The organism is Paenibacillus glufosinatiresistens (assembly GCF_031470375.1).
Classification (GTDB): domain Bacteria; phylum Bacillota; class Bacilli; order Paenibacillales; family Paenibacillaceae; genus Paenibacillus_AQ; species Paenibacillus_AQ glufosinatiresistens.
The window spans coordinates 27001-50531 of record NZ_JAVFHT010000015.1 but is presented as its reverse complement, the minus strand read 5'-3'; the positions used below and the strand labels follow the sequence as shown (position 1 = coordinate 50531).

Annotated in this window: 21 protein-coding genes; 16 read left to right on the top strand and 5 right to left on the bottom strand. The window is 61.1% G+C overall.

The window, feature by feature from the left end:
* Positions 1 to 5: 5 nt before the first annotated feature.
* The 5 genes from RBI05_RS14895 to RBI05_RS14875 all read left to right on the top strand — a co-directional run bounded on the left by RBI05_RS14895 (position 6) and on the right by RBI05_RS14875 (position 5887).
* Complete coding sequence (locus RBI05_RS14895; protein WP_310551687.1) at positions 6 to 740, top strand: LytR/AlgR family response regulator transcription factor; 735 nt, start codon at positions 6 to 8, stop codon at positions 738 to 740.
* Positions 741 to 835: 95 nt separating this feature from the next.
* Positions 836 to 1666, top strand: coding sequence for a helix-turn-helix transcriptional regulator (locus tag RBI05_RS14890; protein WP_310551686.1), 831 nt, complete (start codon positions 836 to 838; stop codon positions 1664 to 1666).
* Positions 1667 to 1818: 152 nt separating this feature from the next.
* Positions 1819 to 3828 carry a methyl-accepting chemotaxis protein gene (locus RBI05_RS14885; RefSeq protein WP_310551685.1) on the top strand — a complete coding sequence of 670 codons (2010 nt, stop codon included), beginning with the start codon at positions 1819 to 1821 and terminating at the stop codon, positions 3826 to 3828.
* Between the two features lie 159 nt (positions 3829 to 3987).
* Positions 3988 to 4815 (top strand): alpha/beta hydrolase, encoded by an 828-nt coding sequence (locus tag RBI05_RS14880; RefSeq protein WP_310551684.1) that lies wholly within the window; start codon positions 3988 to 3990, stop codon positions 4813 to 4815.
* A gap of 112 nt (positions 4816 to 4927) precedes the next feature.
* Positions 4928 to 5887: an acetylxylan esterase gene (locus tag RBI05_RS14875; RefSeq protein ID WP_310551683.1), complete on the top strand. Its 960-nt coding sequence runs from the start codon at positions 4928 to 4930 to the stop codon at positions 5885 to 5887.
* A 262-nt stretch (positions 5888 to 6149) separates the two neighbouring features.
* Here the strand turns inward: RBI05_RS14875 and RBI05_RS14870 are convergent, their stop codons facing one another.
* Together RBI05_RS14870 and RBI05_RS14865 are read right to left on the bottom strand one after the other, a co-directional pair.
* Entirely contained in the window at positions 6150 to 7454 is a 1305-nt protein-coding gene (locus RBI05_RS14870) for a glycoside hydrolase family 27 protein (RefSeq protein ID WP_310551682.1), read from the bottom strand.
* Between the two features lie 111 nt (positions 7455 to 7565).
* On the bottom strand, positions 7566 to 8450 hold the full coding sequence (locus tag RBI05_RS14865; protein ID WP_310551681.1) for an AraC family transcriptional regulator: 885 nt from the start codon (positions 8448 to 8450) through the stop codon (positions 7566 to 7568).
* 264 nt (positions 8451 to 8714) lie between these two features.
* Here RBI05_RS14865 and RBI05_RS14860 point away from each other — a divergent pair, with 264 nt between their 5' ends.
* From RBI05_RS14860 to RBI05_RS14850, 3 genes are all read left to right on the top strand, one after another.
* Positions 8715 to 9629 carry a hypothetical protein gene (locus RBI05_RS14860; RefSeq protein ID WP_310551680.1) on the top strand — a complete coding sequence of 305 codons (915 nt, stop codon included), beginning with the start codon at positions 8715 to 8717 and terminating at the stop codon, positions 9627 to 9629.
* A gap of 143 nt (positions 9630 to 9772) precedes the next feature.
* Entirely contained in the window at positions 9773 to 11077 is a 1305-nt protein-coding gene (locus tag RBI05_RS14855) for a galactokinase (RefSeq protein WP_310551679.1), read from the top strand.
* A 161-nt stretch (positions 11078 to 11238) separates the two neighbouring features.
* Complete coding sequence (locus RBI05_RS14850) at positions 11239 to 11577, top strand: cupin domain-containing protein (RefSeq protein WP_150459326.1); 339 nt, start codon at positions 11239 to 11241, stop codon at positions 11575 to 11577.
* 127 nt (positions 11578 to 11704) lie between these two features.
* Here RBI05_RS14850 and RBI05_RS14845 read toward each other — a convergent pair whose 3' ends face one another.
* Entirely contained in the window at positions 11705 to 12844 is a 1140-nt protein-coding gene (locus tag RBI05_RS14845) for an N-acetylmuramoyl-L-alanine amidase (protein WP_310551678.1), read from the bottom strand.
* A gap of 244 nt (positions 12845 to 13088) precedes the next feature.
* Between RBI05_RS14845 and RBI05_RS14840 the strand changes: the two genes are divergently transcribed.
* Together RBI05_RS14840 and RBI05_RS14835 are read left to right on the top strand one after the other, a co-directional pair.
* Positions 13089 to 14027, top strand: coding sequence for a phosphodiester glycosidase family protein (locus RBI05_RS14840; RefSeq protein WP_310551677.1), 939 nt, complete (start codon positions 13089 to 13091; stop codon positions 14025 to 14027).
* A 3-nt stretch (positions 14028 to 14030) separates the two neighbouring features.
* Complete coding sequence (locus RBI05_RS14835) at positions 14031 to 15041, top strand: bifunctional glycosyltransferase family 2/GtrA family protein (protein WP_310551676.1); 1011 nt, start codon at positions 14031 to 14033, stop codon at positions 15039 to 15041.
* On the opposite strand, the gene RBI05_RS14830 is transcribed toward RBI05_RS14835, so the two are convergent.
* Positions 15038 to 16132, bottom strand: a complete 1095-nt coding sequence (locus RBI05_RS14830) for an LLM class flavin-dependent oxidoreductase (RefSeq protein WP_310551675.1) — start codon at positions 16130 to 16132, stop codon at positions 15038 to 15040. The genes RBI05_RS14835 and RBI05_RS14830 overlap by 4 nt on opposite strands.
* Before the next feature lie 307 nt (positions 16133 to 16439).
* Here RBI05_RS14830 and RBI05_RS14825 point away from each other — a divergent pair, with 307 nt between their 5' ends.
* Entirely contained in the window at positions 16440 to 17225 is a 786-nt protein-coding gene (locus RBI05_RS14825; protein WP_310551674.1) for a Cof-type HAD-IIB family hydrolase, read from the top strand.
* A 176-nt stretch (positions 17226 to 17401) separates the two neighbouring features.
* Positions 17402 to 18772, top strand: coding sequence for a PQQ-binding-like beta-propeller repeat protein (locus RBI05_RS14820; protein ID WP_310551673.1), 1371 nt, complete (start codon positions 17402 to 17404; stop codon positions 18770 to 18772).
* 142 nt (positions 18773 to 18914) lie between these two features.
* On the opposite strand, the gene RBI05_RS14815 is transcribed toward RBI05_RS14820, so the two are convergent.
* Positions 18915 to 20348: a DHA2 family efflux MFS transporter permease subunit gene (locus RBI05_RS14815; protein ID WP_310551716.1), complete on the bottom strand. Its 1434-nt coding sequence runs from the start codon at positions 20346 to 20348 to the stop codon at positions 18915 to 18917.
* A 282-nt stretch (positions 20349 to 20630) separates the two neighbouring features.
* Between RBI05_RS14815 and RBI05_RS14810 the strand changes: the two genes are divergently transcribed.
* From RBI05_RS14810 to RBI05_RS14795, 4 genes are all read left to right on the top strand, one after another.
* Positions 20631 to 21221 carry a TetR/AcrR family transcriptional regulator gene (locus tag RBI05_RS14810; protein ID WP_310551672.1) on the top strand — a complete coding sequence of 197 codons (591 nt, stop codon included), beginning with the start codon at positions 20631 to 20633 and terminating at the stop codon, positions 21219 to 21221.
* A gap of 15 nt (positions 21222 to 21236) precedes the next feature.
* Positions 21237 to 21692: a CBS domain-containing protein gene (locus RBI05_RS14805; protein WP_150459318.1), complete on the top strand. Its 456-nt coding sequence runs from the start codon at positions 21237 to 21239 to the stop codon at positions 21690 to 21692.
* Between the two features lie 197 nt (positions 21693 to 21889).
* On the top strand, positions 21890 to 22666 hold the full coding sequence (locus RBI05_RS14800) for an ABC transporter ATP-binding protein (protein ID WP_310551671.1): 777 nt from the start codon (positions 21890 to 21892) through the stop codon (positions 22664 to 22666).
* 41 nt (positions 22667 to 22707) lie between these two features.
* Entirely contained in the window at positions 22708 to 23511 is an 804-nt protein-coding gene (locus tag RBI05_RS14795; protein ID WP_310551670.1) for an ABC transporter permease, read from the top strand.
* Positions 23512 to 23531: the final 20 nt, after the last annotated feature.

The window sequence follows — 23531 nt, the reverse complement described above, 5'->3', positions numbered from 1 at the left end:
CAGGCATGCTGGAAGTATTTATTTGTGAAGACGATGAAGCGCAGCGCAACAAGATGGTGAAATATGTGTCCGATTATATCACCATGGAGAATCTCGATATGAAGATTGTCATGGCGACGCCGAACTCGGAGGATATTCTGGAGTACTTGCGGAATAACCGGGTAACGGGTCTTTATTTTCTTGATGTCGATCTCAAGGAAGAGAAGAGCGGGATTGCTCTGGGAGCGGAAATTCGCGAATACGATACCTATGGGGCCATCGTCTTCGTGACGACCCACCCGGAACTGACTTATCTGACGTTCACATACAAGGTAGAGGCGATGGACTACATTACCAAGGACCAGTTCACGGATATCCGCCAGCGGGTCATTGAATGCATCAACACCGCCAACCAGCGTTACGTGATGAACAAGCACGACAATCTGAAGATCTTCCAGGTCAAATCCGGCGACAAGATGATCAGTGTGCCGTATGGCGAGATCATGTTCTTCGAGACATCGCCCCAGCTGCACAAAATTATCCTGCATACGAAGAACCGTCAGGTGGAGTTCTACGGCAAGCTCAAGGACATCCTGGAACGGGACACCCGGTTCTACCGCTGCCATAACTCCTTTGTCGTCAACAAGGACAACATCATGGAGGTCGATTTCGGCAAGCGGGAGATCCGGATGAAGAACGGGCAGATCTGCTATGCCTCAAGCCGGTTCATGAAAGGGCTGAAGGGCATTGTTCAGGACTAAATCAGGCCCCGCAACCGCCGGTTGACATCTTGCAAGCCTAACTTGGTAGCCAATTTCATGCCGTCAGAGATAAGATCGGGATGAGGTGATTGAGGATGCAATTGGCAGATAAACTGCAAATGTACAGAAAACAGCGGGGGATGTCCCAGGAGAATCTGGCGGACCGGATCGGCGTGTCCCGGCAGGCCGTCTCGAAGTGGGAGTCGGGACAGTCTTCCCCGGAGCTCGACAAGATGGTGGCGCTGAGCCGTCTGTTCGGGGTAAGCGTCGATGCCCTGCTCAAAGAGGAAGAGGCGGGGACGGCGGAGCAGGCGGCACCGGCTTCCCCGGACGGATTCGTCCGGCAGCCGGTGCCGGAGACCGGGCCGGGAATGCCCTACTCTTCCTGGGGGCCGTCGTTTCATTACGAATATAAGAGCCGCCGGACCTGGTTCGGCGTTCCGCTCGTCCATGTCAACCTCGGACGGGGGATCCGGGTGGCCAGAGGCATTGTCGCCGTAGGAACGGTGTCCGTCGGAGTGATATCGGTCGGAGTGGTCGCGCTGGGCGCTCTCTGCTTCGGTGCGCTGGCTCTGGGTCTCATCAGTCTTGCGGGACTCGCTGCCGGGGTGCTGCTGGGAGCCGGAGGAATCGCCGCCGGAACGGTTGCCGTCGGAGGCCTTGCCGTCGGCGTCATTGCGGCCGGCGGGCTGGCGGTCGGCCTCTTCTCGGTCGGCGGCTGCGCGATCGCTTCCCATATCGCGATCGGCGGCTATGCCAGCGGGCATATCGCCATCGGGGATACTGCACGGGGAGCGTATGCCCTGATGCCGGGCGACGGCAACTGGAGCACCATTCCCGCAGATGAAGTCAGAGCACTGATCGAGCGGGAGTATCCGCGGCTGTGGAAGCCTCTGGCCCGGGCTCTGACAGGGCTGTTCCGGTAGAGCGGCCGGAACCTGTGTGAATCCAGGAACTTGCGTTGGATTAGACGCAGGTTCTTTTTTTTGGAAAAAACGAATTTCTCTATAAACAAAAGGCGAAAAATGTCGAAAATATAGGAGATATCATTTCATTTACGACAGCGAGGGGTTAATGCATGAAATTATTTTCGTCTCTGCGCAAGCGGTCTGTATCTCTCAAAACCAAGCTGACAGCCTTGCTGCTGGTGCTGGTTATTGTACCGCTGCTGATTGTAACCGGGACGCTGTCGCAATCCTTTACAGGGATTGTGAAGCAGGAAATCGAAGACGAGCAGCTTCAGCTTGCGGGGACCAATGCGGCTGCCTTGGACACGCTGCTTAAGGAGAAGATCGACGCGTTCAAGAGTCTGACGGCCGAATATCAGCCTGTTCTGCTGGGCGGAGACCGCGCCCGCATTGTGGCTCTTCTGCAGACGATGAAGGCCTTGAACCCTGATGTGCTGTCTTTCTACTATTCAACGGCTGCGGGACAGGCGTTCAACGAGGAGAACGTCTCGCTCGATATATCGGACTTTGCCAATTTCCAGCGTATCCAGAAGGAGAAGACGGTCGGCGTCTCGGACTTGCTGAAGGACAGCAAGAGCGGGGCCAACATCATCCTGATCGACATCCCGCTGACAGACAAGGCGGGCAAATTCCAGGGAATTATTCAGGGCATGCTCAGCCCAGACCACATCCTGGAGCGCCTCAATGAGAATAAGCTCAGCAAGACGACCTATGCCTACCTGCTGTCCAAGACCGGGGTATATCTGACCCATCCAAATGCGGACAAGATCGGCAAGAGTTTCAAGGAGTTCGCCAACGCCGCCAAGATCAAGACGTTCGACAATGAAGTGCTGGCAAAAGAATCCGGTACCGTGCATTATACCGAGCCGGACGGCACCGCCAAGACGGCCTCCTATGACAACGTGGATCTGACCGGCTGGAGAGTGGTCGTCAGCGGCGAGGATTCCGATCTGCTGGCCAAGGTGACGGCAACCGAGCGGGAAGCCATGCTGATCCTGCTGGTCAGTGCGGTGTCCGTAGCGGTGCTGGCCTATCTGGCGTCCGCCGTTATTATGAAGCGGCTGAAGCCGTTCACCCGGCTGATGAAGAAGGTCTCGGAAGGCGACCTGACCGACCGGCTTCCGGTCAAAGGCAGCGACGAGCTGGAGCAGGTCAAGACCGGCATGAACGAGATGCTGGATTCCTTCTCCCATGCGCTGGAGAAGCTCTCCGATTCGGTGCAGCATACGGCGGCTTCTTCGGAACAGCTCACCGCCATTGCGGCCAGCTCGCTTCAGACGTCGGAAGAGACGGCCCAGGCCGCCGAGACGATGGCCCAAGGCGCAACGATGCAGACGGAGGGGTCCGAGCAGTCGGCGGAGGCCATTCAGGAGATGGCGATCGGCATTCAGCGGATTGCCGAATCGGCCGGGATCGTCAACGAACGGGCGCTTGACGTGCAGAAGGAAATGATGGACGGCGACCAGGCGGTCGAGAACGCCGTAGCCCAGATCAACGGAGTGAAGGAGACCGTCGGCCGGTCGGCGGCGACGATCCGGGTGCTTCAGTCCAAGTCGGAAGAAATTAACGGCATCGTGACTTACATTTCTTCTATTGCCACGCAGACCAATCTGCTCTCGCTGAACGCCTCGATCGAGGCGGCCCGCGCGGGCGAGCATGGCCGCGGATTCGCGGTCGTCGCCGGGGAGGTCAAGAAGCTGGCGGAACAGACGTCCGCAGCCACAGAGTCTATTGCCAATCTTGTGGCGGAGATTCAGCAGTCTACGCTGAGCACCGGCCAGGCGGTAGAGGCAAGCATCGGCCAGGTAGAGGCCGGCGTTCAGGGAATCAACCGGGTGCGCGAAGTGTTCGAGTCCGTGCTGGATGCCGTGCAGAGCGTTACCGCCCAGATTCAGGAAGTGTCCGCGGCCACCGAGGAGCTCTCGGCCAGCACCGAAGAAATCTCGGCCTCCATGCACGAGATGGTTGCGATCTCCCGCGAGTCGCTCGGAGAATCCAAGCGCATTTCCCAAGGGGCAGCCGAGCAGCATCAGGCGATGGAGGACATTTCAGCCTCTTCGTCGTCGCTGTCGCACATGGCGGAAGAATTGCAGGAACTGGTCGGCAAGTTCAAGGTGTGATCGGACCTTTAGCAGGGCATGGAGCAGGATTATGGAAGGAGCGTCTCCCCGGGAGGCGCTCCTTCTGTGTTGTCCTGCCGGACGGGTCTGCCGCAGACTCGGCTTCTATGATAATATGTAAGCGAGTGCAAGCAAGCTTGATGAGAGAAGGATAGCGATATGCGAATGGAACTTTGGCCGGAAGGCGCCCCGCTGGCTGCGGGAGACGGGCCGGAAGATCGGCCGGCGCTGACGGCCTATCTGCCCGACCCGGGCGAAGCGCTCCGCGCCGCCGTGATCGTCCTGCCGGGAGGCGCCTACTTCCTGCGGGCGGATCATGAGGGCGGGCCGGTGGCCCGCTGGCTGAACGGGCTCGGTCTCGCTGCGTTCGTCCTGGATTACCGCGTCGCGCCGTACCGGCATCCCGCTCCGCTGCTCGACGCCCAGCGGGCTGTCCGGACGGTCCGGCTGCATGCCGCCGAGTGGGGCGTCGATCCGGACCGGATCGGCATTCTGGGCTTCTCGGCGGGCGGACATTTGGCCGGAGCAGCCGGAACACACTATGACCCGGGCGAAGCCGGGGCGGCGGACCCGGTGGAGCGGATGTCCTGCCGGCCGGATTTTATGATCCTGGGATACCCGGTCGTCAGCCTCGGTGAATTCCGGCATGACGGATCCCGCACGAATCTGCTGGGACCGGAACCGTCCGAAGAGGAAATTCGGCTGCTCTCGAACGAGCTTCAGGTAACCGCCGATACGCCTCCGGCTTTCATCTGGCATACCTCGGACGACCCGGATGTGCCGGTGGAGAATGCCCTGCTGCTGGCGGCGGCGCTGAGCCAGAGCAAGGTGCCGTTCGAGCTGCATTCTTATCAGTCGGGGGAGCATGGGCTCGGGCTTGCCCAGGACCATCCCGAAGCCCGGACCTGGCCGGGCCTCTGCGCCGCCTGGCTGAGACGGATCGGGGCCGCGCCGGCTGCCGGGGAACAGGCAGGAAGCAAAGACTGACGTTGTTGGAAGCAAGAAGACCACTGCAAGCAACCAAACTACTGCAAGCAAGAAGACCCTACAAGCAACAAGACCCTACAAGCAACAAGACCCTACGAGGAGGATACATACGATGCCCATGCTGGACATGCCGCTTTCAGAATTAAAAGACTATGAGGGCCGAAATCCGCGGCCCGCGGATTTCGACGCGTACTGGGAAGCTGCGCTGGAGGAAATGAGAGGAACCGATCCGCAGGTGGAGCTGGTGCGCTCGGAATTCCAGGCCCCTTATGCGGAATGCTTCGACCTGTATTTCACCGGAGTCGGCGGATCGCGCGTACATGCCAAATACATCCGGCCGAAGGACGTTCCGGCGCCGCATCCCGCCGTTCTCCAGTTCCACGGCTACAGCGGAGACTCGGGAGACTGGCAGGACCGGCTGCAATATGCTGCGCTCGGCTTCTCCTGCGCCGCGCTTGATGTGCGGGGCCAGGGCGGATGGTCCGAGGACCGCGGCGGCCACAAGGGCAACACGTTCCAGGGCCACTTTATCCGCGGTCTGGACGGCCCGGCCGAACAGATGATGATGCGCCAGGTCTTCCTGGACACCGCCCAGCTGGCGGCAATCGTGATGGGCTTCGAGGAAGTCGACGAGAACCGCGTAGGCGCAACGGGCTGGTCCCAGGGCGGCGCGCTGACAATCGCCTGCGCCGCGCTGGAGCCGCGGATCAAGCGGGCGGCTCCGGTCTATCCGTTCCTCAGCGACTACAAGCGCGTATGGGAGATGGACCTGGCCAAGGACGCCTACGGCGAGCTGCGGGATTACTTCCGGCATTTCGATCCGCAGCACAAGCGGGAGGATGAGATTTTTGCCAAGCTGGGCTATATCGACATCCAGCATCTCGCTCCGCGCATCCGGGCGGAGGTGCTGTTCGGCGTCGGGCTGATGGATAATATCTGCCCGCCGTCCACCCAGTTCGCTGCGCTCAACAAGATTCGCTCCCCGCTACAGCTGGAGATCTATCCGGACTTCGGCCATGAAGGACTGCCCGGCATGCCGGACCGGATCTTCCAGTTCCTGATGGAGCTGTAAGGCCCGGCGGGCGGCAGAGGCGCAGGGCCTGTGGGCGGCCCGCAGCATCAAGAGGCCGTCCGCAACACCGAAAGGCCGCCGCAGCACCAAGAGGCCGTCCGCAGCACCAAAAGGCGCCCGCAGCACCGAAAGGCCGTCCGCAGCATCAAGAGGCCGTACCCCACACCGAAAGGCCGCCGCAGCACCAAGAGGCCGTCCCCTGCCGGGGACGGCCTCTTGGTGCTGGAGCCGGTTCGGCTAAGAGCCCGCCGGGCGCGGCTCCTTAGCCGAACCGGTACAGCCGGACGCCGTGCGGCGGCACGCCGGCGTCCAGGGCGCCTTCGGCCAGCCGGGCGGGCTGGCCGCTCCACAGCTCGGTCCCGCCGCCGGGGAAGGCGGCGAGGCCGAGCTCCTCCGGCGACAGCCGCAGGGCAAGCGGCGTCTCGCCGGTGTTGAACAGGGCGGCGTACACGGCGCCGCCGCTCTCTTCCGCCGTCCAGACGACGGCGGGCCCCCGGCGGAGCGCTTCGCGCGCGCCGCCGCTCTCGCGGTGCAGGCGCAGCACATCGCGGTTGGTGAGGAGCGACAGCGTCCATTCGTCGTTGTCGCGCAGTTCGCCGCCGAGAATGAGCGGCGAGCGGACGATGCTCCAGAGCGACAGCAGGGTCAGCTGCTCGTCGCGGGTGAACCGGGTCCACCGGTCGGAACCGCCGCCGTCCACCGAGCGGATGCCGATGTGTCCGAGAGGCAGCATATCGCAGTCCGGCCAGCAGCCGGGACCGGCGACGCTCTGCCAGGCGCGGCAGCGGTCGAACATGTCCAGGAGCAGCGGCCACTGATCCCAGAAATCATCGGTGACCCGCCACATATTGGCATGCTCGCGGAAGAAGCCGGCCAGCTCTACCGGGGCCGGACCGGGAGACAGGCTCAGAACCATCGGCCGTCCGCAGCGGGCGATGGCTTCCCGGATCAGGACGATTTCGTCCTGGTGGGTGCCGTACAGCCGGGAAGCGGCGATGTCGTCCACTTTGACGAGATCGACTCCCCAATCGGCGTACATTTGAAAAAGCGAATCATAATACGCCTGGGCTCCGTCCCGCGAGGCGTCCACGCCGTACATGTCCGTGTTCCACGGACAGATGGAGTTCGGATGGGCGATGCTGCGGGCGGTGGCGGCGCTGCCGAGGATCGGGGTGTCGGCATGGACGGCCTGGCGCGGAATGCCGCGCATGATATGAATGCCGAACTTCAGGCCCATACCGTGAATTTCAGCAGCCAGCGGCTTGAAGCCCTGCCCGCCGGCCGCCGAAGGGAAGCGGTTAACGGCCGGAAGCAGACGCGAATAGGCATCCATTTCGAGCGGGACGAACGGACGGTACTGGGAAGAGACCGCGCCGGGCTCATACCACTGGATATCGACCGTGACATATTCCCAGCCGTATTCCTTCAGATGGGCCGCCATGTAAGCGGCATTGCCGCGAATCTCCTCTTCGGTGACGGCCGCCCCGTAGCAGTCCCAGCTGTTCCAGCCGAGCGGAGGGTAGGGGGCGGCCGCATTCTTGTCATAAGACGCAGATGTATCGGTCATCGGATTTCAGGCTCCTTTGCATAGCTTCTTTCTTAATCATAGGCAGGGAGCCTTCGGAGAATCTATAGTGATTTCATGCCGCTTAACAGCACAATATTGCGGTCGGAAGCTCTAATCCCAGAACAGCCGGCGGTACTGCAGGCTCTCGCCGCCGCCGCGGAAGGCGCCCGGCGTAATCCCGGTCTGGGACCGGAACGCTTTGATGAAATAGCTGCCGCTGGAGTAGCCCAGCTCGTCTGCGATCCGTTCGACGCTCAGCGAAGTTCCCCGCAGCAGCTCCATCGCCCGTTCGGTTCGCAGCCGGTTCAGGTAGGCGACCGGCGTGAGCCCGGTGCAGGCCGAGAAGCGGCGGATGAAGTGGGACTTGGACAACCCGGCATAGTCGGACAGCAGATCCATGCTGACCGGTTCGCAGCGGCGGTTCTCCAGATATTCGGCCGCCCGCCGGACCGGCTCGGGCCATGCGGAGCGTCCGGGGCGGGCGGCTCCGCTGCGGGCCAGCTCCGTTGCGAACTGGTAGACGTAGGAAGATGCGAGCAGGGGGTCAACGATGCGGCCGGCGGCGGCCTCCGCAAAGATCAGCCGGAGCAGAGAGGCGGCTGCGCCCGAGGGCGGGAGCAGGGGCGTGTCTCCGGCCAGTCCGGTGAACCGCCTCCAATGGGGGAGAATCAGCTGCGGCCGCATGAGAATGAAGTAGAACTCCCAGGGCTCCGTCCCGTGCTCGGGATAATAATAACGGTGGCGGCCGGGAATCTCGGCAAGAAAAGCCCGGCCCGGCCCGATTCGGGAAATCTGTCCCCCGCGCTCGAACCGGCCTTCCCCGGAGACCGTATGCTGCAGAAGCAGAAGCGGACCGTCCTCCCGGACAAGCCCGTCCCACAAGTAGCCGGGGTGGCGGACCGTCTCATGGCCGACGGCGAACAGGCTGCCTAGCGCCAGATCGGGATCGTCCGAGAAGCGAAAGCCGTAGGTGCCCCTCAGGGCGGTTATGCTCATATTCATCCTCCGTTCCCTGTGCAGGGTTCATTGGCTTCATTGTAAGCCAGCGCGCGCAGATGCGGCAAAAAAAGAGAGGGCGCCGCTCTCCGGCGGCCCCCAAATCCGAGTCCGGCGGGAACGGAGACCGTTCCCGGTCTTGCGGCGGATCCCGCTTGCAGAGAGAGGAAATCTCCCCGGGATGTGTGCTATCATGGGAGAGACGAAGCGCTACGGAGAGCGGCGGTCTTCCGGCCGCCGCCCGGGAAGAAGGAGAGAGAGCAAGTGAACGAAGAAGTAAAAGCAGCGTATCGTCTTCTGGAGCTGCCGGAGGACGCCTCCCGCGAGGAGATCGACCGCCGGTTCGACCTGCATTTGAAGCGGAGGCGGTCGGTGAGCGCCGGATCGGCAGAGGGCGTATCCGAAGCCGAACTGGCGTATGAGCGGACAACCGCAGCTTACCGTCTGATTCTGTCGGCCCTCCAGCGGGAAGACATCCGCCGTGCCGAGGAAGAGCGGCTGGCCAAGTACGGCCCGCTCGCAGGAATGGCCAAGCGGACCGAGACCTTCTTCCGGATGAACGGAACGAAGGTGCTGGTCTCCCTGATTGTTCTTGCCGTTCTGGGCTTTGCGGTCTGGGGCATCGCGAACCGGGTGGAGAAGAAGCGCTATGAGGCCAGTCTGCCGCCGGTCGATCTTCATGTGATGTTCATTGGAGAATTCGAGGCGGACGACGATCCGAAAGGGAACGGACAGCCCCTCGAGGACGCCATGGTGAAGACGCTTCCAGGATTCCGGCGGATCGAGACGGAGATTGTCTATGTGCCGAATGCGACAGGCGGAGGGACGGCGGACCTGGCTTACAAGCAGAAGGCCATGGCCGTGCTGGCGGCAGACGCGCCGGACTTGCTTGTGCTGGACCGCAACTGCTACGACTGGCTGGCGAATCAGGACCTGTACGCCGAGCTTCCGGCGGCCCGTCTTGCGGAATGGTTCCCGGACGGAGCGAAGGACAGCCGGGTGCTGACGGCCAAGGACGAAGACGGCAGCGAGCGTCCGTCGGCGGTTGATTTTACGGACAGCGCCCTGGTGAAGAACTGGCCTCTGCAGAAGATGGAGCTGTTCGGCGGGGTCGTCAACAAGTCGAAGCACGCGGAGCAGGCGCTGTCGCTGCTGCAGGCGGCGGTTCAGGCCGAGTAGCCGGGCCGTCTTCCAAGGGCGGCCGGACCGGAGTGCCGGACGGCGGTATTGACAAGCCCGGCGCCCTGCGCCGACAATGAAGAAGTTCGGGCCGCGCGGGGCGCGGCGGTATTTCTACACACATACAACGGGGGAATGAGCGCATGCCATCACTGGAACAGACAAGCGCATTACTGGAATCGAAGGCATTCACTGCACTTCTTGAAGAGATGTACGGCCAAGACCCGGAAGTGACGAAGGCGCAGCGCGCGCGCTATGCAGACCTTCTGAATGAATACGCCTCCCGCTTCGGCGAGAGCGACGTCTTCCTGTTCAGCTCGCCGGGACGCACGGAGATCAGCGGCAACCATACGGACCACAATCTCGGCAAAATCGTCGCCGCCAGCATCAATATGGACTGCATCGGCGTTGCTTCCAGACGCAGCGACGGCAAGGTCGGCATCGTCAGTCTGGACTACAACGAGGACTTCACCCTTGATCTGGCGAACCGGGCGGACGTTCCGGGCGCTTCGGGCACGTATACGCTGGTGCTCGGCATTCTGGAGGGCTTCGAGAAGAAGGGCTTCCGCATCGGCGGCTTCAATGTCTGCCTGACCAGCGACGTTATCAGCGCCGCCGGGGTTAGCTCCTCGGCCTCATTTGAGATGCTGATCTGCGCCATCGTCAACTCGTTCTATAACGAGGGAGCGCTGAGCGTCGTCGACTGCGCCAAGATCGGGCAGTATGCCGAGAATCACAAGTGGGACAAGCAGTCCGGTCTGCTCGACCAGATGGCCTGCGGCCATGGCGGCCTGATCTCGATCGACTTCCGGGATGCGGCCAATCCGGCCATTTCGAGCGTCGATTTTCAGGCGATCAACCGGGATTATACGCTGCTGATCGTTCCGACCGGAGGCAACCATGCCGACCTCAGCGCGGAGTATTCCTCCATTCCGTCCGAAATGAAGGCGGTTGCGGGCGTGCTGGGTGCGCAGGTGCTCGGCGAGCTGCGGGAGGAAGACGTGCTGGCGCGGATTCCCGAAATCCGCGAGAAGGCGGGAGACCGAGCGCTGATGAGAGCCCTGCACTTTTTTGAGGAGAACAGACGGGTTGACGGCATCATCGCCGCGCTGGCGGAAGGCGACGCGCAGGCATTCCTGCGTCTGATTACGGAATCCGGCAACTCGTCGTGGAAGTGGCTGCAGAATATCTACGCCAGTTCGGCGCCGGACGAGCAGGGCGTATCGGTTCACCTTGCCCTTACGGAGCTGTTCCTGCGCAATCACGGCGGCGTCGGTGCGACCCGGGTGCACGGGGGAGGCTTCGCGGGCGTGATTCTGACGGTTCTGCCGCATGCTCTGGTCGAAGAATACAAGGCGTATCTGGCCTCCTTCGGCATGAACCAGACCTATACGATCCGGATGCGTCCGTACGGCTCCGTCAATCTGAACGGACTTCTGAAGGACTGATCGCTTCGACCGGCAGCAGAGAAGCGGCGGCCGAATTGTATCCCAAAGGTGACGACCTGATCCGCTGAATAAGCGAAAGGCCAAGAGTGCGCAGGATCACACGGAGAAGGCTGCTCTTTTGTTAGAATGAGAACAAATCTCATTTACAGGAGGAATCCAGAATGGAGAAAGCATCGGTTACCGCCGCGATGGAATATAAGGAAGAACGTTTTACCAAGCGGGTGCTGTTCCAAAAAGGGGAAAGTGTCCTGTTTGTCCTGAATTTCCTGCCCGGACAGGAGCTGCCGCTGCATAATCACCCCGGCGCGGATGTCTATATCACCGTGCTTGAAGGAGAGGGAACGGTGCTGGCCGACGGCGCCGAGTATCCGGCGGCGCGGGGCGACGCCTTCCATATCGGAGGCGGAGAGCAGTTCGCTTACCGCTGCGGCGGAGGGCCTTCTTCGCTGCATGTCGTGCTGAGCAAGCTGCCGGGTCCGGAATACGGACAGAACGTGTAGCGGCAGAACGCCTACGGCGCGGCAGAGACGGAAGCGGGATAGAGAACGCACAGAAAGGGGCAGTCCGGATCCTATCCGGCCTGTCCCTTTGTTTTGCCCATGTATCCTATAAGGCCGTGCTTCTCAGTTACCGGCTGAAATAATCCGCCAGCCCGTTGGCGATGGCCTGAGCGGCCTGGCGCTGGTAGGAGGCCGTCCGCACGATGGATTCATCGCGGGCCGTGGTCAGGAAGCCCAGCTCGACCAGCGCCGACGGTACGGAGTTGTTCCGCAGCACATAGTAGTTGCCGTAGGAGACCCCGTTGCTGCTCAGGCCGATGCCTCCGGAGAGTCGGCCTTCAATGGCCCGGGCCAGCTTCTGGTCATCGGACAGAGAGTAGTAGAAGGTCAGCGTCCCGGATACTTTCTTCGGAGAGGAGTTGTAATGCACGCTGACGAACGCATCCGCTCCCACCTTGCCGGAGAGCAGGGCGCGGCTGGACAGCGACGGCTTCTGGCTGTCCCGGGTCCGCGTCATGGTGACCTGGGCGCCGGCCGCCGTCAGATCGTCGCGCAGATACAGCGCCGTCTGCAAGTTCAAATCCTTCTCCAGCGTATCGTACGTCGTCCCTACCATCCCGGGATCATCGCCCCCGTGCCCGGCGTCCACCACAATCCGCTTGCCGCGAAGTCCGGCGGTCCGGGCCGGTGCGGAAGCGGAGGCCGTCTTGTATGCCACGGTCGTCACCGCAGCCCCGCCGGTCTTCACGTAGTCCGCTTTGGCCCAGCCCAGCGCTCCGGCGGCGGTCCGCACCCGGTACCAGCCGTTCTCCGACGACAGAATCTGGACCCTGTCTCCGGCGTTCAAGGAGCCGATCACCTGGTAGCCGGTGCCGGGGCCGCTCCGCATGCGGAGCGAGTCCGCCGTGATCGTCGCTCGGCCCGAAGCGGCGGCCGAGGCGGCCGAGGTGATGATGAGGGGGGCGGCGGAAGTGCCGCCTCCCGTTTTTTTGAGATAATAGCCTGCTACCCAACCGGACAGCGAGCCTGAACTCACCTTCGCCCAGCCGTGCTGCTCGTCTGTAACCGTCACCACCGCACCGCTCTTCAGATACCCCTTGGCCGCAGCCTCTGCGGCAGGTTCCTTCAGCACGGGCAGCGACGAGGTGTAGACCTTGGCTGTGTAGGCGGCGCCGGCTTCGGCCGGAACGCCGAGCGCCAGCAGCGCCGCCAGCAGTAAGACCGGTATTCTTCGCCCCAAGACGCGCATATTCGACAATTTGACCATAGGTACCCTCGCTTTCGCGGAAATTCATCTTACTCTCTTACCCGCTATATCGGCATCCGGCACCGGATTTGTTGAGATTTCGTTCCGAGGTCCGACAAAGACCGGAACAGCTTCCCGCAAAAATGGGAACATCGGCAGGCTTGCCTCGCCCGCACTCGGTCCCCTCCGGCCTTTCAGGTTCGTTTAAGGGTTGGTTTCTATACTGAACCCGTAACTGAACAAGATAACGAAAGGCGGTCCCTCTATGAAGATCAAGCGCTCCTTCAGACGAAGATGGATTCTTATTCCCGCGGTTCTGCTGACGCTCGGCGGAACGGCCTATGGTCTGGCAGACCGATATTTAATCGACCATGTGGAGGCAGTCGTGGCTCAGCCGGCTCCCGAAGACGCCCGGGCGGCCGAGACGGCCGCAGAGCAGGCTGCGAATGCAGTATCCGACGATTGGAACTACCGCAGCGACAATATGAGCATTTCTATTACGAAGAAGACGGAAGGCAGCGGAAGCAGTGCGGTTATTTATTACGTCGCGGATGTTCAGGTGTCCGATGCGTCCATGCTTCAGTCGGCATTCGCGCAGAATTCCTTCGGCACCAATATTACCGAGAATACATCCGGAATCGCCTCTGACCACGGAGCGGTCTTGGCCATCAACGGCGACTATTACGGGTTCCGGGACGACGGGGTCATTATCCGCAACGGGGTGCTGTACCGGAATAAGCCGGCGCGGGAAGGCGTGGCGCTCTACAAGGACGGGACGATGGCCGCCTATGAGGAGCCGGAGGTATCGGCGGAGAAGCTGCTAGAAGACGGCGCGCTCCAGACGTTCTCTTTCGGGCCGGCGCTGATTCGGGGCGGCAAGCTCGCGGTGAATCTGGACAGCGTGAAGATTGATACGAATTTTGGCAACCGGGGCATCTCGAACGCCAATCCGCGGACCGGCATCGGCATGATTGCACCCAATCATTATGTGTTCGTTGTTGTGGACGGCCGGTCCAGCGAGAGCCGGGGCATGACGCTGAACGAATTCGCGGGCCTGATGGCCGATCTCGGCGCAACGGAGGCTTACAATCTGGACGGCGGAGGCTCGTCAACCCTTTATTTCAAGGGACGGGTGGTCAATAATCCGCAAGGCAAAGGGCAGGAGCGGGGCGTAAGCGACATTCTGTATCTGGGGGAGGGGTAAGCCATGACGGTATTAATTCCCGCCTATGAACCGGACAACCGGCTGGTGGAGCTGATTGCGAATCTTCGGCGGATGACCGATGCGCCGATTGTGGTCGTCGACGATGGCAGCGGCGAACGTTACCGGGAGGTATTCCGGCAGGCCGGAGACGCGGGCTGCACCGTGCTGACGCATGGAACCAACCGTGGCAAAGGCAGTGCGCTCAAAACCGGGTTCAGGTACATCCTGGAACATGTGCCCTCTGCCGCGGTCGTCTGCGCCGACAGTGACGGCCAGCATACACCGCAAGATATTCTGGCCGTCGGCCGCGCCAGCGAAGCGGCGGAATCCGGCATGGTGCTTGGCAGCCGCCAGTTCACGGGCAGAGTGCCGCTCCGAAGCCGGTTCGGCAACCGGCTGACGAGCCGGGTGTACGGCGCTGCGACCGGAACACCGATCGGCGATACGCAGACCGGCTTGCGCGGCTATCCCCGGAGCATGCTCCGCTGGTTGTGCCAGGTGCCCGGAGAGCGTTTTGAATACGAAATGAATCTGCTGCTGGAGGCGCCGGTCCAGGGCTATGCCATTCGGGAGCTGCCCATCGAGACGGTCTACCTGAACGGCAACGAATCCTCCCATTTCCGGCCTGTGGCGGACTCGCTGAAGATTTACCTGCCGATTCTGAAGTTCTGCGCCGCTTCCCTGGTATCCGGCGCGCTCGACTTTCTGCTGCTCCTGCTTCTTCAAGCGCTGACGTCCAACTTGCTGCTGTCCGTCGTGCTCGCCCGAGCCGGAAGCTCGGCGGCCAACTACGCGGTCAACCGGAAGCTGGTGTTCGGCCGCCGCAGCGGCACGGCGCTTGGACGGTCGGTCCGGCGTTACTACGCCCTCGCCGCCTTGATTCTCGGTCTGAATTACGGGCTGTTGTCGGTGCTCCATACCGGTCTTGGTGTTCCTCTGATTCCGGCCAAGCTCGCTGTGGAGGGCATGCTGTTCCTGCTCAGCTTCGGCGTGCAGCGCCGGTTCGTCTACTAATTTCCCGTCTGATCCCGGCGGCTGCGGCGCGCAATCTCCCGGCGGACCGCCGGCGCGACCTCCGTCGCCAGCAGCTCGATTGACTCGGCCACCTTGGCGTACGGCATGCCGCCGACGTCCATCTGGGCCATGAACCGGGTGTGGCCGAACAGCTCATGCTGGTAGAGAATCTTCTCTACAATCTGCTCCGGGCTCCCGACGGCCAGCGCGTTGTCCGCCGCCGTGTAGGCCGAGAATTCCTCGCGGGTGAAGCGGTAATCCCGGCCGTCCTTGGCCCAGAAGCCGTTCAGATAGTTGAGATAGTAAGGGTAAAAGCTGTCCAGCGCCGCTTCCGGCGTCCGGCCGATGAAGCAGTGGCTTGTAATCGCCACCCGAAGACTCTCGGGAGAGTGGCCCGCCGCCGCGCCGGCAGCCCGGTACACGCCGGCCAGCTCCGCGAACCGCTCCGGGCTGCCGCCGAGAATGGCAAGGGCCATTCCGGCGCCGAGCTGGCCGGCCCGCTCGGCGCTCGCCGGCGTTCCGCCAACGCCGACCCACAGCGGAAGCCGCCGCTGATACGGCCGCGGCGCAATTTCGGCTTCGTGCAGGGAGGGCCGGAACTCGCCTTCCCAGGTCACGCTCTCCCGCTCGCCCAGCTCGCGGAGCAGCCCGATATTCTCGGCGAACAGCCGCTGGTAATCCTCCAGATTGTAGCCGAACAGCGGGAAGGACTCCGTGAACGCGCCGCGTCCCACCATAATTTCCGCCCGCCCGTCCGACAGCAGATCCAGCGTGGCAAAATCTTCGAACAGCCGCACCGGATCGATGGTGCTGAGCACCATCGTCGTGCTGGCGAGCCGGATGCGCTCCGTCACCTGGGAGAGCGCCGACAGGACAACGGGAACGGAGGAGACGGCAAAATCAAGCCGGTGATGTTCGCCGACGCCGAACACATCCAGCCCGGCTTCATCGGCCAGTCTGGCGGCGGCGACAATCTCCTTGAGGCGGCGGTGGGCGCTGACGGACTGCCCGGTCAGCGGATCGGCGACCAGGTCGCCGAGGGTGTAGACGCCGAATTCAAATTCAGCGGAAGCAGACGGAGAAGCATTCATGGTTTCAGGACTCCTTTTGCGGACAAGCCGATAATAGGGTCTGATTATTATACCATTATCCGAGAGTATCCGAGAGGCATCCGGGAGGCGCAGAAGTTCGGGACAGTCTTAGTACGGCTGCCGAACGGCCGGGCGGCTGCCCGAGCAGCCGGGCGGAAGACAGGCCGCCTTGCCACCACGGACAGGCCGTGGTACCTTTAGTTCGGAACCTTTAAGGTCATGAACTTTACACGGGTCATGGAGCCTGCGGGACACGAGATTACAGAGCGGACCGCGCTGGCGGAGAACCGCGGACAGGAGCAGAAGCGTGGCATACCGGATTGTGTTTTTTGATATCGACGGAACGCTGGTCAACGAAGAGAAGGAGATTCCGGCCGATACGCTGGAAGCCGTACGGAGACTCAAGGACAGCGGGGTGGAGCCGGTCATTGCGACCGGGCGGGCCCCTTATTTTATTAAGCCGCTGGCGGAAGCACTGGGAATAGACTCCTATGTGTGCCTGAACGGGGCGTTGGTCGTCTACAAGGGGGACACGCTCTACAAGCAGCCGCTCTCGCCCGAGACGATTGCCGCACTGGTGGAGACATCGGGCCGGCACGGGCACAGCCTGGTGTTTGAAGGGGCCGACGCCTACTTCGCCAACAGCGAGAACCATCCGTTCGTGACGGATTCCGTGAATTCGCTGAAGGTCGAGCATCCGGGATATGATCCGGAGTTCTGGCGCGGCAATGAAATCTACCAGATCTTCCTGCACTGCGAGGCGGAGGAGGAGCCCCTGTACGAAGAGCTGCTGGACCGGCTGCGGCTGATCCGCTGGCATCCGTATGCGATGGATGTTCTGCCTCCGGGCAGCTCCAAGGCCAAGGGAATCGAAGCGATGCTGAATCTGCTCGGCATGAAGCCCGAAGAGGCGGTGGCCTTCGGCGACGGTCTGAACGACAAGGAGATGCTGGAACTCGCAGGTCTCGGCATTGCGATGGGCAATTCCACGCCCGAACTGCTGCCTTATGCCGACTATGTCACTGCGGATGTGAATGATGGAGGCATCTGCAAGGGGCTGGTCTACGCCGGACTCTTGGATGGAATCTGCTGACGCATGCAGACGGAAGAAGGCGGAATTTGTCCTTCATCTAACGAATGCCTAACGGTATGAACGGCTAAGCCTGTGAATGAATAGGGGCTTCGCCGTTTTTTTGTGATTCTGGAGCCTGCGGAAAGGTGTATAATCATACGGAGAGGACAACCATACTTTTACAGGGAGAGAAATCCATGAAGAATCAGCTTCGTAGAGTATGGCAAAAAGCGGCGCTGGCAGCGCTCGCCGGCCTGTGCCTGACCCTGCCGGGGACGGCTTCAGCCTTGACGGCCTACGGGCCGCACACGTCGTACAGCGGCAGCAATTACAGCTCGGAAGTCGACCGGCTGACCTACGTCAAGCCGCAGTGGAGTCTGCCCGCGGACGCCTTGGGGAACGACTACACGATGGCTGACAGCGGGGCCGTGGCTGCCGGAGACGGCAACGTCTTTTTCCTTCAGAAGGGCCAGCTTCTGGCTGTGAATGCCCAGACCGGCAAGCGTCTCTGGAAATATGGAGCCGGCCTGCAGTGGCCGCTTCAGTACCGGAATGGCAAGGTCTACGTCTCCTCGAAGAACGGCATGATCTATGCCGTGGACGGCTCCAAGGGTCGGCGGCTGTGGGCCTCTTCGAAGCCGGCTGCGAAGACAGGAAAGCTGCTGATCGACGGGGACAAGCTGTTCGCGGCGGCCGACGGCGGCATTCGGGCCTATCGGCTTCAGGACGGCAAATCGCTGTGGGAGGCCACAGTGAAGGACGGCTATCTGCCCGCAGAGAGCATGATCGCCGCAGAGGGTCTGGTGCTGGCGGAGGGTTCCGTGTCGGGAGCTTACACCTACGGGGTGCTGTATGCGTTTGACCAGGCGACCGGCCGCAGACTGTGGGAAGCGGACAACCATGCGCTTCCGGCCGCGGTCAAGGACGGAACGGTCATCTCGCAGCGGACGGGCAATCTGCTGGACATGCAGGTTCTCACCACCCTCGACTGGCTGGACGCCCGGACCGGCAAGACGGAGAAGACGGTCGTCTACAATCCCGAGAATGTGGACCCTGACCATCCGGCAGCCAAGGACGGCGTCATCCGCAGCGGCGGCATGGCCTGGTACAGCGGAGACCGGATCTACCTTGACGGGGGAGACCGGGTCTACAGCTATCCCGCCGACGCCGATCCGGCAAAGACGGTGCGCGATACTTACCTCAGCGGAGCGTCAGGTACCCATTATATCGCCGGCCCGTTCGATGGCCGGATGCTGTTCACCGACGCCAATAATCTGAACCTCTATGGCGTCAAGACCGCCAACAAGACAGCGGTCGGCTATAATGCGGGCCTTCGCTATGCCATAGCCCGTCTGGATCTTATCGGTCACGGTCTTTATATCATCCAGACGGACGGCAAGCTGATCGCGGTCAATCTGCAGACGGCGCAGCCGGTGGTCGGACTGGTCACCGGAGGCAACGTGTTCGGCCCGACCCTGGCCGAGAACGGGATGATTATCGTTCAGAGCAAAGGCAAAGTCCAGGCGTTCAAGGAGCCGCAGACGCTGAAGGCCGCAAGGCCGAACTGATCTTTATGTGAGAAGACAACGAAAGCGGCCGTTCAAGGAGCTTATCCTTGGACGGCCGCTTTGTCGTTGTACAACCAGAAGGGCCGTCCCTGGCCATTGCCGGCTTTTGGAACGGCCCTTCTGGCTTAGCGGCGGAGAGGGGTCAGGATTCGGTTGCGGTCTGGCGGGCCGGAGCCTCGGCGTCCTTGCGCGAAGCCGGGACTTTGCCCTTGAGGAAGAAGGTAAGCAGCAGGCCGACTACAGCGAAGCCGACAATCACGACGTACGCATCGTTGATGCCCTGAATATTCGCCTGAAGGGCGATCTGCTTCGGGTCCAGCCCCGACTTGGCGGCGGAGACCATCATGTCGGCATAATGGGTCTTGGTCCGGTCGGTCATAATCGTGACAAGCAGCGAGGTGCCTACAGCTCCGGCCACTTGGCGAATCGTATTGGAGATGGCCGTTCCGTGCGCGTGCAGCTTGGCCGGGAGCTGATTGAGGCCCGCCGTCTGAATCGGCATCATCAGCAGCGCCATGCCGATCCGGCGTCCGGTGGAGAGCAGCAGCAGATACATATAAGTGGTCTTATCGGTCAGATCGACGAAGCCGAGCGTGGTTCCGATCGTAATGATCATGCCGGCAACGGCCAGCCATTTGGCGCCGAACCGGTCGAACAGCTTGCCGGTAACCGGCATCAGCACGCCCATGACAATTGCGCCCGGCAGCATTAGCAGACCGGAATCCAGCGCCGAGTAGCCGCGGACGTTCTGCAGATACAGCGGGAGCAGCATCATATCGGCGTACATTACCATGGTGATGGCGATATTGATGAGCGTGGTCAGCGAGAACATGCCGTACTTGAAGGCCCGCAGATCAAGCAGAGGCTGCCGGGAGACGAGCTGCCGCCAGGTGAAGAGAATCAGCGAGAGCACGCCGGCGGCAATGGTGGAGAGCACTTCGGCGCTGGACCAGCCAAGGCTTGCCGCGCGGCTGAAGCCGTACAGCGTGGAGCCGAAGCCGATGGTGGAGAGCACGACGCTGAGCGAGTCGAGCGCCGTTGCGGTCTTCTCCGAGACGTTCTTCAGGTAGATCATGCCGATCAGAATAACCAGGACAACAAAGGGCAGCATCCCGTAGAACATCACTTTCCAGGAGTAATTCTCCAGCATATAACCCGTCAGCACAGGACCGATCGCCGGGGCAAAAATGATCGCCAGCCCGACCATGCCCATGGCAGCGCCGCGGTTATCGGGCGGGAAGATCGCCAGAATGACGTTCATCAGCAGCGGCATAATGATGCCTGCGCCCGCCGCCTGAATCAGACGTCCTGCGAGCAGAACGGAGAAGTCGGTCGCGACTGCGGATACCAGAGTTCCGATCAGGAAGATCCACATGGAAGCCTGGAAGAGCTGACGGGTGGAGAAGCGCTGCATCAGAAAAGCCGTTATCGGAATCAGCACACCGTTGACGAGCATATATCCGGTTGTCAGCCACTGCGCGGTGGCCGCCGTAATGCCGAATTCATGAATGAGCTTCGGAATCGCGACGCTCATGACGGTCTGGTTCAGCGTTGCGAGGAAAGCTCCCAAAATCATAACCAGCAGAATGGGACCTTTCTTCAAAGCGGCGGTGCCTGCGGCAGCAGTCTTGCTCAAGAGGAATCATCCTTTCGTATATCCATAGATTAAATTTACACAGCGTAGTATAGTTAACAGCATATCAATCATTATAAAAGGTAATGGCCGGTTTACAAGCGACACATTCCTTCGATATGTAAATAATTCAAGTATGGTTTCGCTTACAGTCTAAATTGTCAAGGATATACGACACATCCTTAAAGGTTGTTAATTACTTGTTTGAGGGGAGGAGACCGGACGATGAACACCTCCGGCAAAGTTGACCCGCGCGTGCTGCGCACCCGGCGGCTGCTGAAGCAGGCTTTTTTCGAGCTGCTCCAGGAACGGGAAGTCGATAAAATCACCGTGAATCAGCTCGCCGAGCGGGCGACCATCAATCGGGTTACGTTCTATTTGCACTACCGGGACGTCCCCGACCTGATGGACAGGATCGCCGATGAAATGATCCGGGAAATCTCGGGGATTCTGTCCGTCGACAATCCGGACCCCGAGCAGCGGAATTCTCCGGGGGGCAGGCGGGAACGGCTGCTGAAGCTGCTGGAGCACATCGCGGACAACTCGAAATTCTACAAATCCGTGCTGGCGACGCGGCGCATTTCCGTCTTCGCCGAGCGTCTGCTCGATCTGATCTCCAACCTGATTCTCGGAGAGATCCAGCGGCAGGAACAGCTTCAGCCGGATGGATCTTCCATGCAAATTCAGAAGGATATCGCCATCTGGTACGGATCGTCGGCGCTGATGGGCGTCATTATCAAATGGCTGCAGAACGATATGCCCTATTCGCCCGCGTATCTGGCCAGGCAGTTCGCCATGCTGACTTATCGCAATTAACGGGGAGGAAGAGGAATGCAGGCTCATGAGTTTATGATTCGGCAGGTATACAAGGTTAAGGAGAACGATACGGTACGCGCGGTAATTGAGAAGTTCATTGAGCACCGGATCAGCGGGCTGCCCGTTGTGAACGAGCGCAACGAGATCGTCGCTTATATCAGCGACGGGGACATTATGCGCTATATCGGGAGACAGAAGGACAGAATCGTCGATTATGTCTATTTCAGCTTTTTGCTGGAAGGCGACAACGAAGCGCTGGAACAGCGCGCCCAGAGATTGCTGAAACTCAACGTGATGGAAGTGGCGACGCGCAAGGTGATCAAGGCGGCTTGGGATGATGAGATTGACGGCATTGCGGCTATACTGGGGCAAAAGCACATCAAGAAGCTCCCCGTTGAGCGGAACGGGGTGCTCGTCGGCATTATCAGCCGGGGCGACGTGATCCGGCATTCCTTCGGCCTGCTGCTCTAAGATAGCCCGGAAGCCGCTGTGCCGAAATTCTTGATTTTACGGTTGACAGAGCCGGGATTCAATGATAGGTTAATAAACAACAAAACTCATTAGAATACTATGAATTAAATCACAAACCCGACTGTACGGACAGAGGTTTTGCGTTGAAGGACGCGGAATCTCTGTCTTTTTTGTGTACGGGAGCGAGGAGGAAGGCCATGGGAGAAGCGCTGTTGGCGATCTCGAACCTGAATAAGTCATTTGAAACGGCCGCCGGAGGGGTCCGGGCCCTTCAGGGAGTGAATCTGCGGGTGGAGGAGGGCGAGTTCATCACGGTCATCGGACCAAGCGGGTGCGGCAAATCGACGCTGCTGCGCATTGTGGCCGGGCTTGACACCGAATTCTCGGGAACCGTGACGCTGGGCGGAGAGGCGATCCGCGGACCGGGCATAGATAAAGGATTTATCTTTCAGGAGCATCGTCTGTTCCCCTGGCTGACCGCCGAGAAGAATATCGCTTCCGATCTGTCGCTGCGCGACCCGCAGGTGCGCCGGAGAGTGGATGAGCTGATTGCGCTAGTGAAGCTGGAAGGCTTCGAGCGTTCCTATCCCCGCGAATTGTCCGGCGGGATGGCCCAGCGGGTAGCAATCGCCCGCGCGCTGCTGCGAAGTCCGCGCATTCTGCTGCTCGACGAGCCGTTCGGGGCGCTGGACGCCTTCACCCGCGCCCATATGCAGGCGGTGCTGCTTGATATCTGGCAGACCCGGCGGACGACGATGGTCTTCGTCACGCATGATATTGACGAAGCGGTCTTTCTGGGCAGCCGGGTCGTTATACTGGAGCCGCGCCCCGGCCGCATCCGGCGGGTTATTCCGATCGATCTTCCGTATCCGCGCAAGAAGGCCGGCACTTCCTTTCAGGAGCTGCGCCTGCGGGTGTTGAGCGAGTTCGAGAAGGTGGAAGAGCTGGAGCTGACGGACGGCGCGGGAATCTGAGGAGGAAGAATGATGTTGATGAACAAAAGAGGCGTTGCCCGATGAGCAACCGCGCCCTGACGCTTCGCGGCCCGGGCAGACCGGGCCGGCTGGCCGCTGTTCTGCTGGGCTCCATTCTGCCGGCTGCCCTGCTGGCCGTCTGGCAGACGCTGGGCCATTACGGCCTGATCTCGGATCTGCTGTTCCCGACCCCGTATACCATTCTCCAATCCTTCCTCTCGCTGGCGGCTTCGGGGGAGCTGTGGAACAATTTGAAAGTCAGCGCCGTCCGGGCGGGACTCGGATTTCTGCTGGGAGGCGGACTGGGACTGTTCTTCGGCGTGCTGGTCGGCCTGTACCGGCGGCCCGAGAAGCTGCTGGACCCGTCGCTGCAGATGATCCGGATGGTGCCCAGCCTTGCGGTTGTGCCGCTCTTCATTCTCTGGTTCGGAATCGGCGAAGAGTCCAAGGTGCTGCTGATTGCCAAGGGGGCTTTCTTCCCGGTCTATATCAATACCTTTATGGGAATTCGCGGCGCAGACAACAAGCTGTTCGAGGTGACGCGCGTGCTCGGGTTCAACCGGCGGCGGCAGATCACCCGGCTGGTTCTCCCGGCGGCGCTTCCGAATGTCATGCTCGGAGTGCGGCTGTCGCTGGGACTGTCTTGGCTGGGACTGGTGGTGGCGGAGCTGATCGCCTCCACATCGGGAATTGGCTATATGATGTCGGATGCCCGGCAGTTCGCCGATACGCCCGTTGTCTTTGTAGGCATCCTGGTGTTCGCGGCAGCGGGTCTGCTGACGGATACCGCCGCCCGGCTCTTGGAGCGGCGTCTGCTCCGGTGGAAGGAAGAGGCTCTGACCTAGATGAAGGAGGCGAATCAATC

Coding starts and splice junctions, on each gene's coding strand:
- RBI05_RS14845 (WP_310551678.1), bottom strand. CDS start 12,844: ATGGTCAAATTGTCGAATATGCGCGTCTTGGGGCGAAGAATACCGGTC.
- RBI05_RS14830 (WP_310551675.1), bottom strand. CDS start 16,132: ATGAATGCTTCTCCGTCTGCTTCCGCTGAATTTGAATTCGGCGTCTAC.
- RBI05_RS14800 (WP_310551671.1), top strand. CDS start 21,890: ATGGGAGAAGCGCTGTTGGCGATCTCGAACCTGAATAAGTCATTTGAA.
- RBI05_RS14835 (WP_310551676.1), top strand. CDS start 14,031: ATGACGGTATTAATTCCCGCCTATGAACCGGACAACCGGCTGGTGGAG.
- RBI05_RS14805 (WP_150459318.1), top strand. CDS start 21,237: ATGCAGGCTCATGAGTTTATGATTCGGCAGGTATACAAGGTTAAGGAG.
- RBI05_RS14820 (WP_310551673.1), top strand. CDS start 17,402: ATGAAGAATCAGCTTCGTAGAGTATGGCAAAAAGCGGCGCTGGCAGCG.
- RBI05_RS14880 (WP_310551684.1), top strand. CDS start 3,988: ATGCGAATGGAACTTTGGCCGGAAGGCGCCCCGCTGGCTGCGGGAGAC.
- RBI05_RS14815 (WP_310551716.1), bottom strand. CDS start 20,348: ATGATTTTGGGAGCTTTCCTCGCAACGCTGAACCAGACCGTCATGAGC.
- RBI05_RS14885 (WP_310551685.1), top strand. CDS start 1,819: ATGAAATTATTTTCGTCTCTGCGCAAGCGGTCTGTATCTCTCAAAACC.
- RBI05_RS14850 (WP_150459326.1), top strand. CDS start 11,239: ATGGAGAAAGCATCGGTTACCGCCGCGATGGAATATAAGGAAGAACGT.
- RBI05_RS14875 (WP_310551683.1), top strand. CDS start 4,928: ATGCCCATGCTGGACATGCCGCTTTCAGAATTAAAAGACTATGAGGGC.
- RBI05_RS14810 (WP_310551672.1), top strand. CDS start 20,631: ATGAACACCTCCGGCAAAGTTGACCCGCGCGTGCTGCGCACCCGGCGG.
- RBI05_RS14865 (WP_310551681.1), bottom strand. CDS start 8,450: ATGAGCATAACCGCCCTGAGGGGCACCTACGGCTTTCGCTTCTCGGAC.
- RBI05_RS14840 (WP_310551677.1), top strand. CDS start 13,089: ATGAAGATCAAGCGCTCCTTCAGACGAAGATGGATTCTTATTCCCGCG.
- RBI05_RS14895 (WP_310551687.1), top strand. CDS start 6: ATGCTGGAAGTATTTATTTGTGAAGACGATGAAGCGCAGCGCAACAAG.
- RBI05_RS14855 (WP_310551679.1), top strand. CDS start 9,773: ATGCCATCACTGGAACAGACAAGCGCATTACTGGAATCGAAGGCATTC.
- RBI05_RS14870 (WP_310551682.1), bottom strand. CDS start 7,454: ATGACCGATACATCTGCGTCTTATGACAAGAATGCGGCCGCCCCCTAC.
- RBI05_RS14795 (WP_310551670.1), top strand. CDS start 22,708: ATGAGCAACCGCGCCCTGACGCTTCGCGGCCCGGGCAGACCGGGCCGG.
- RBI05_RS14890 (WP_310551686.1), top strand. CDS start 836: ATGCAATTGGCAGATAAACTGCAAATGTACAGAAAACAGCGGGGGATG.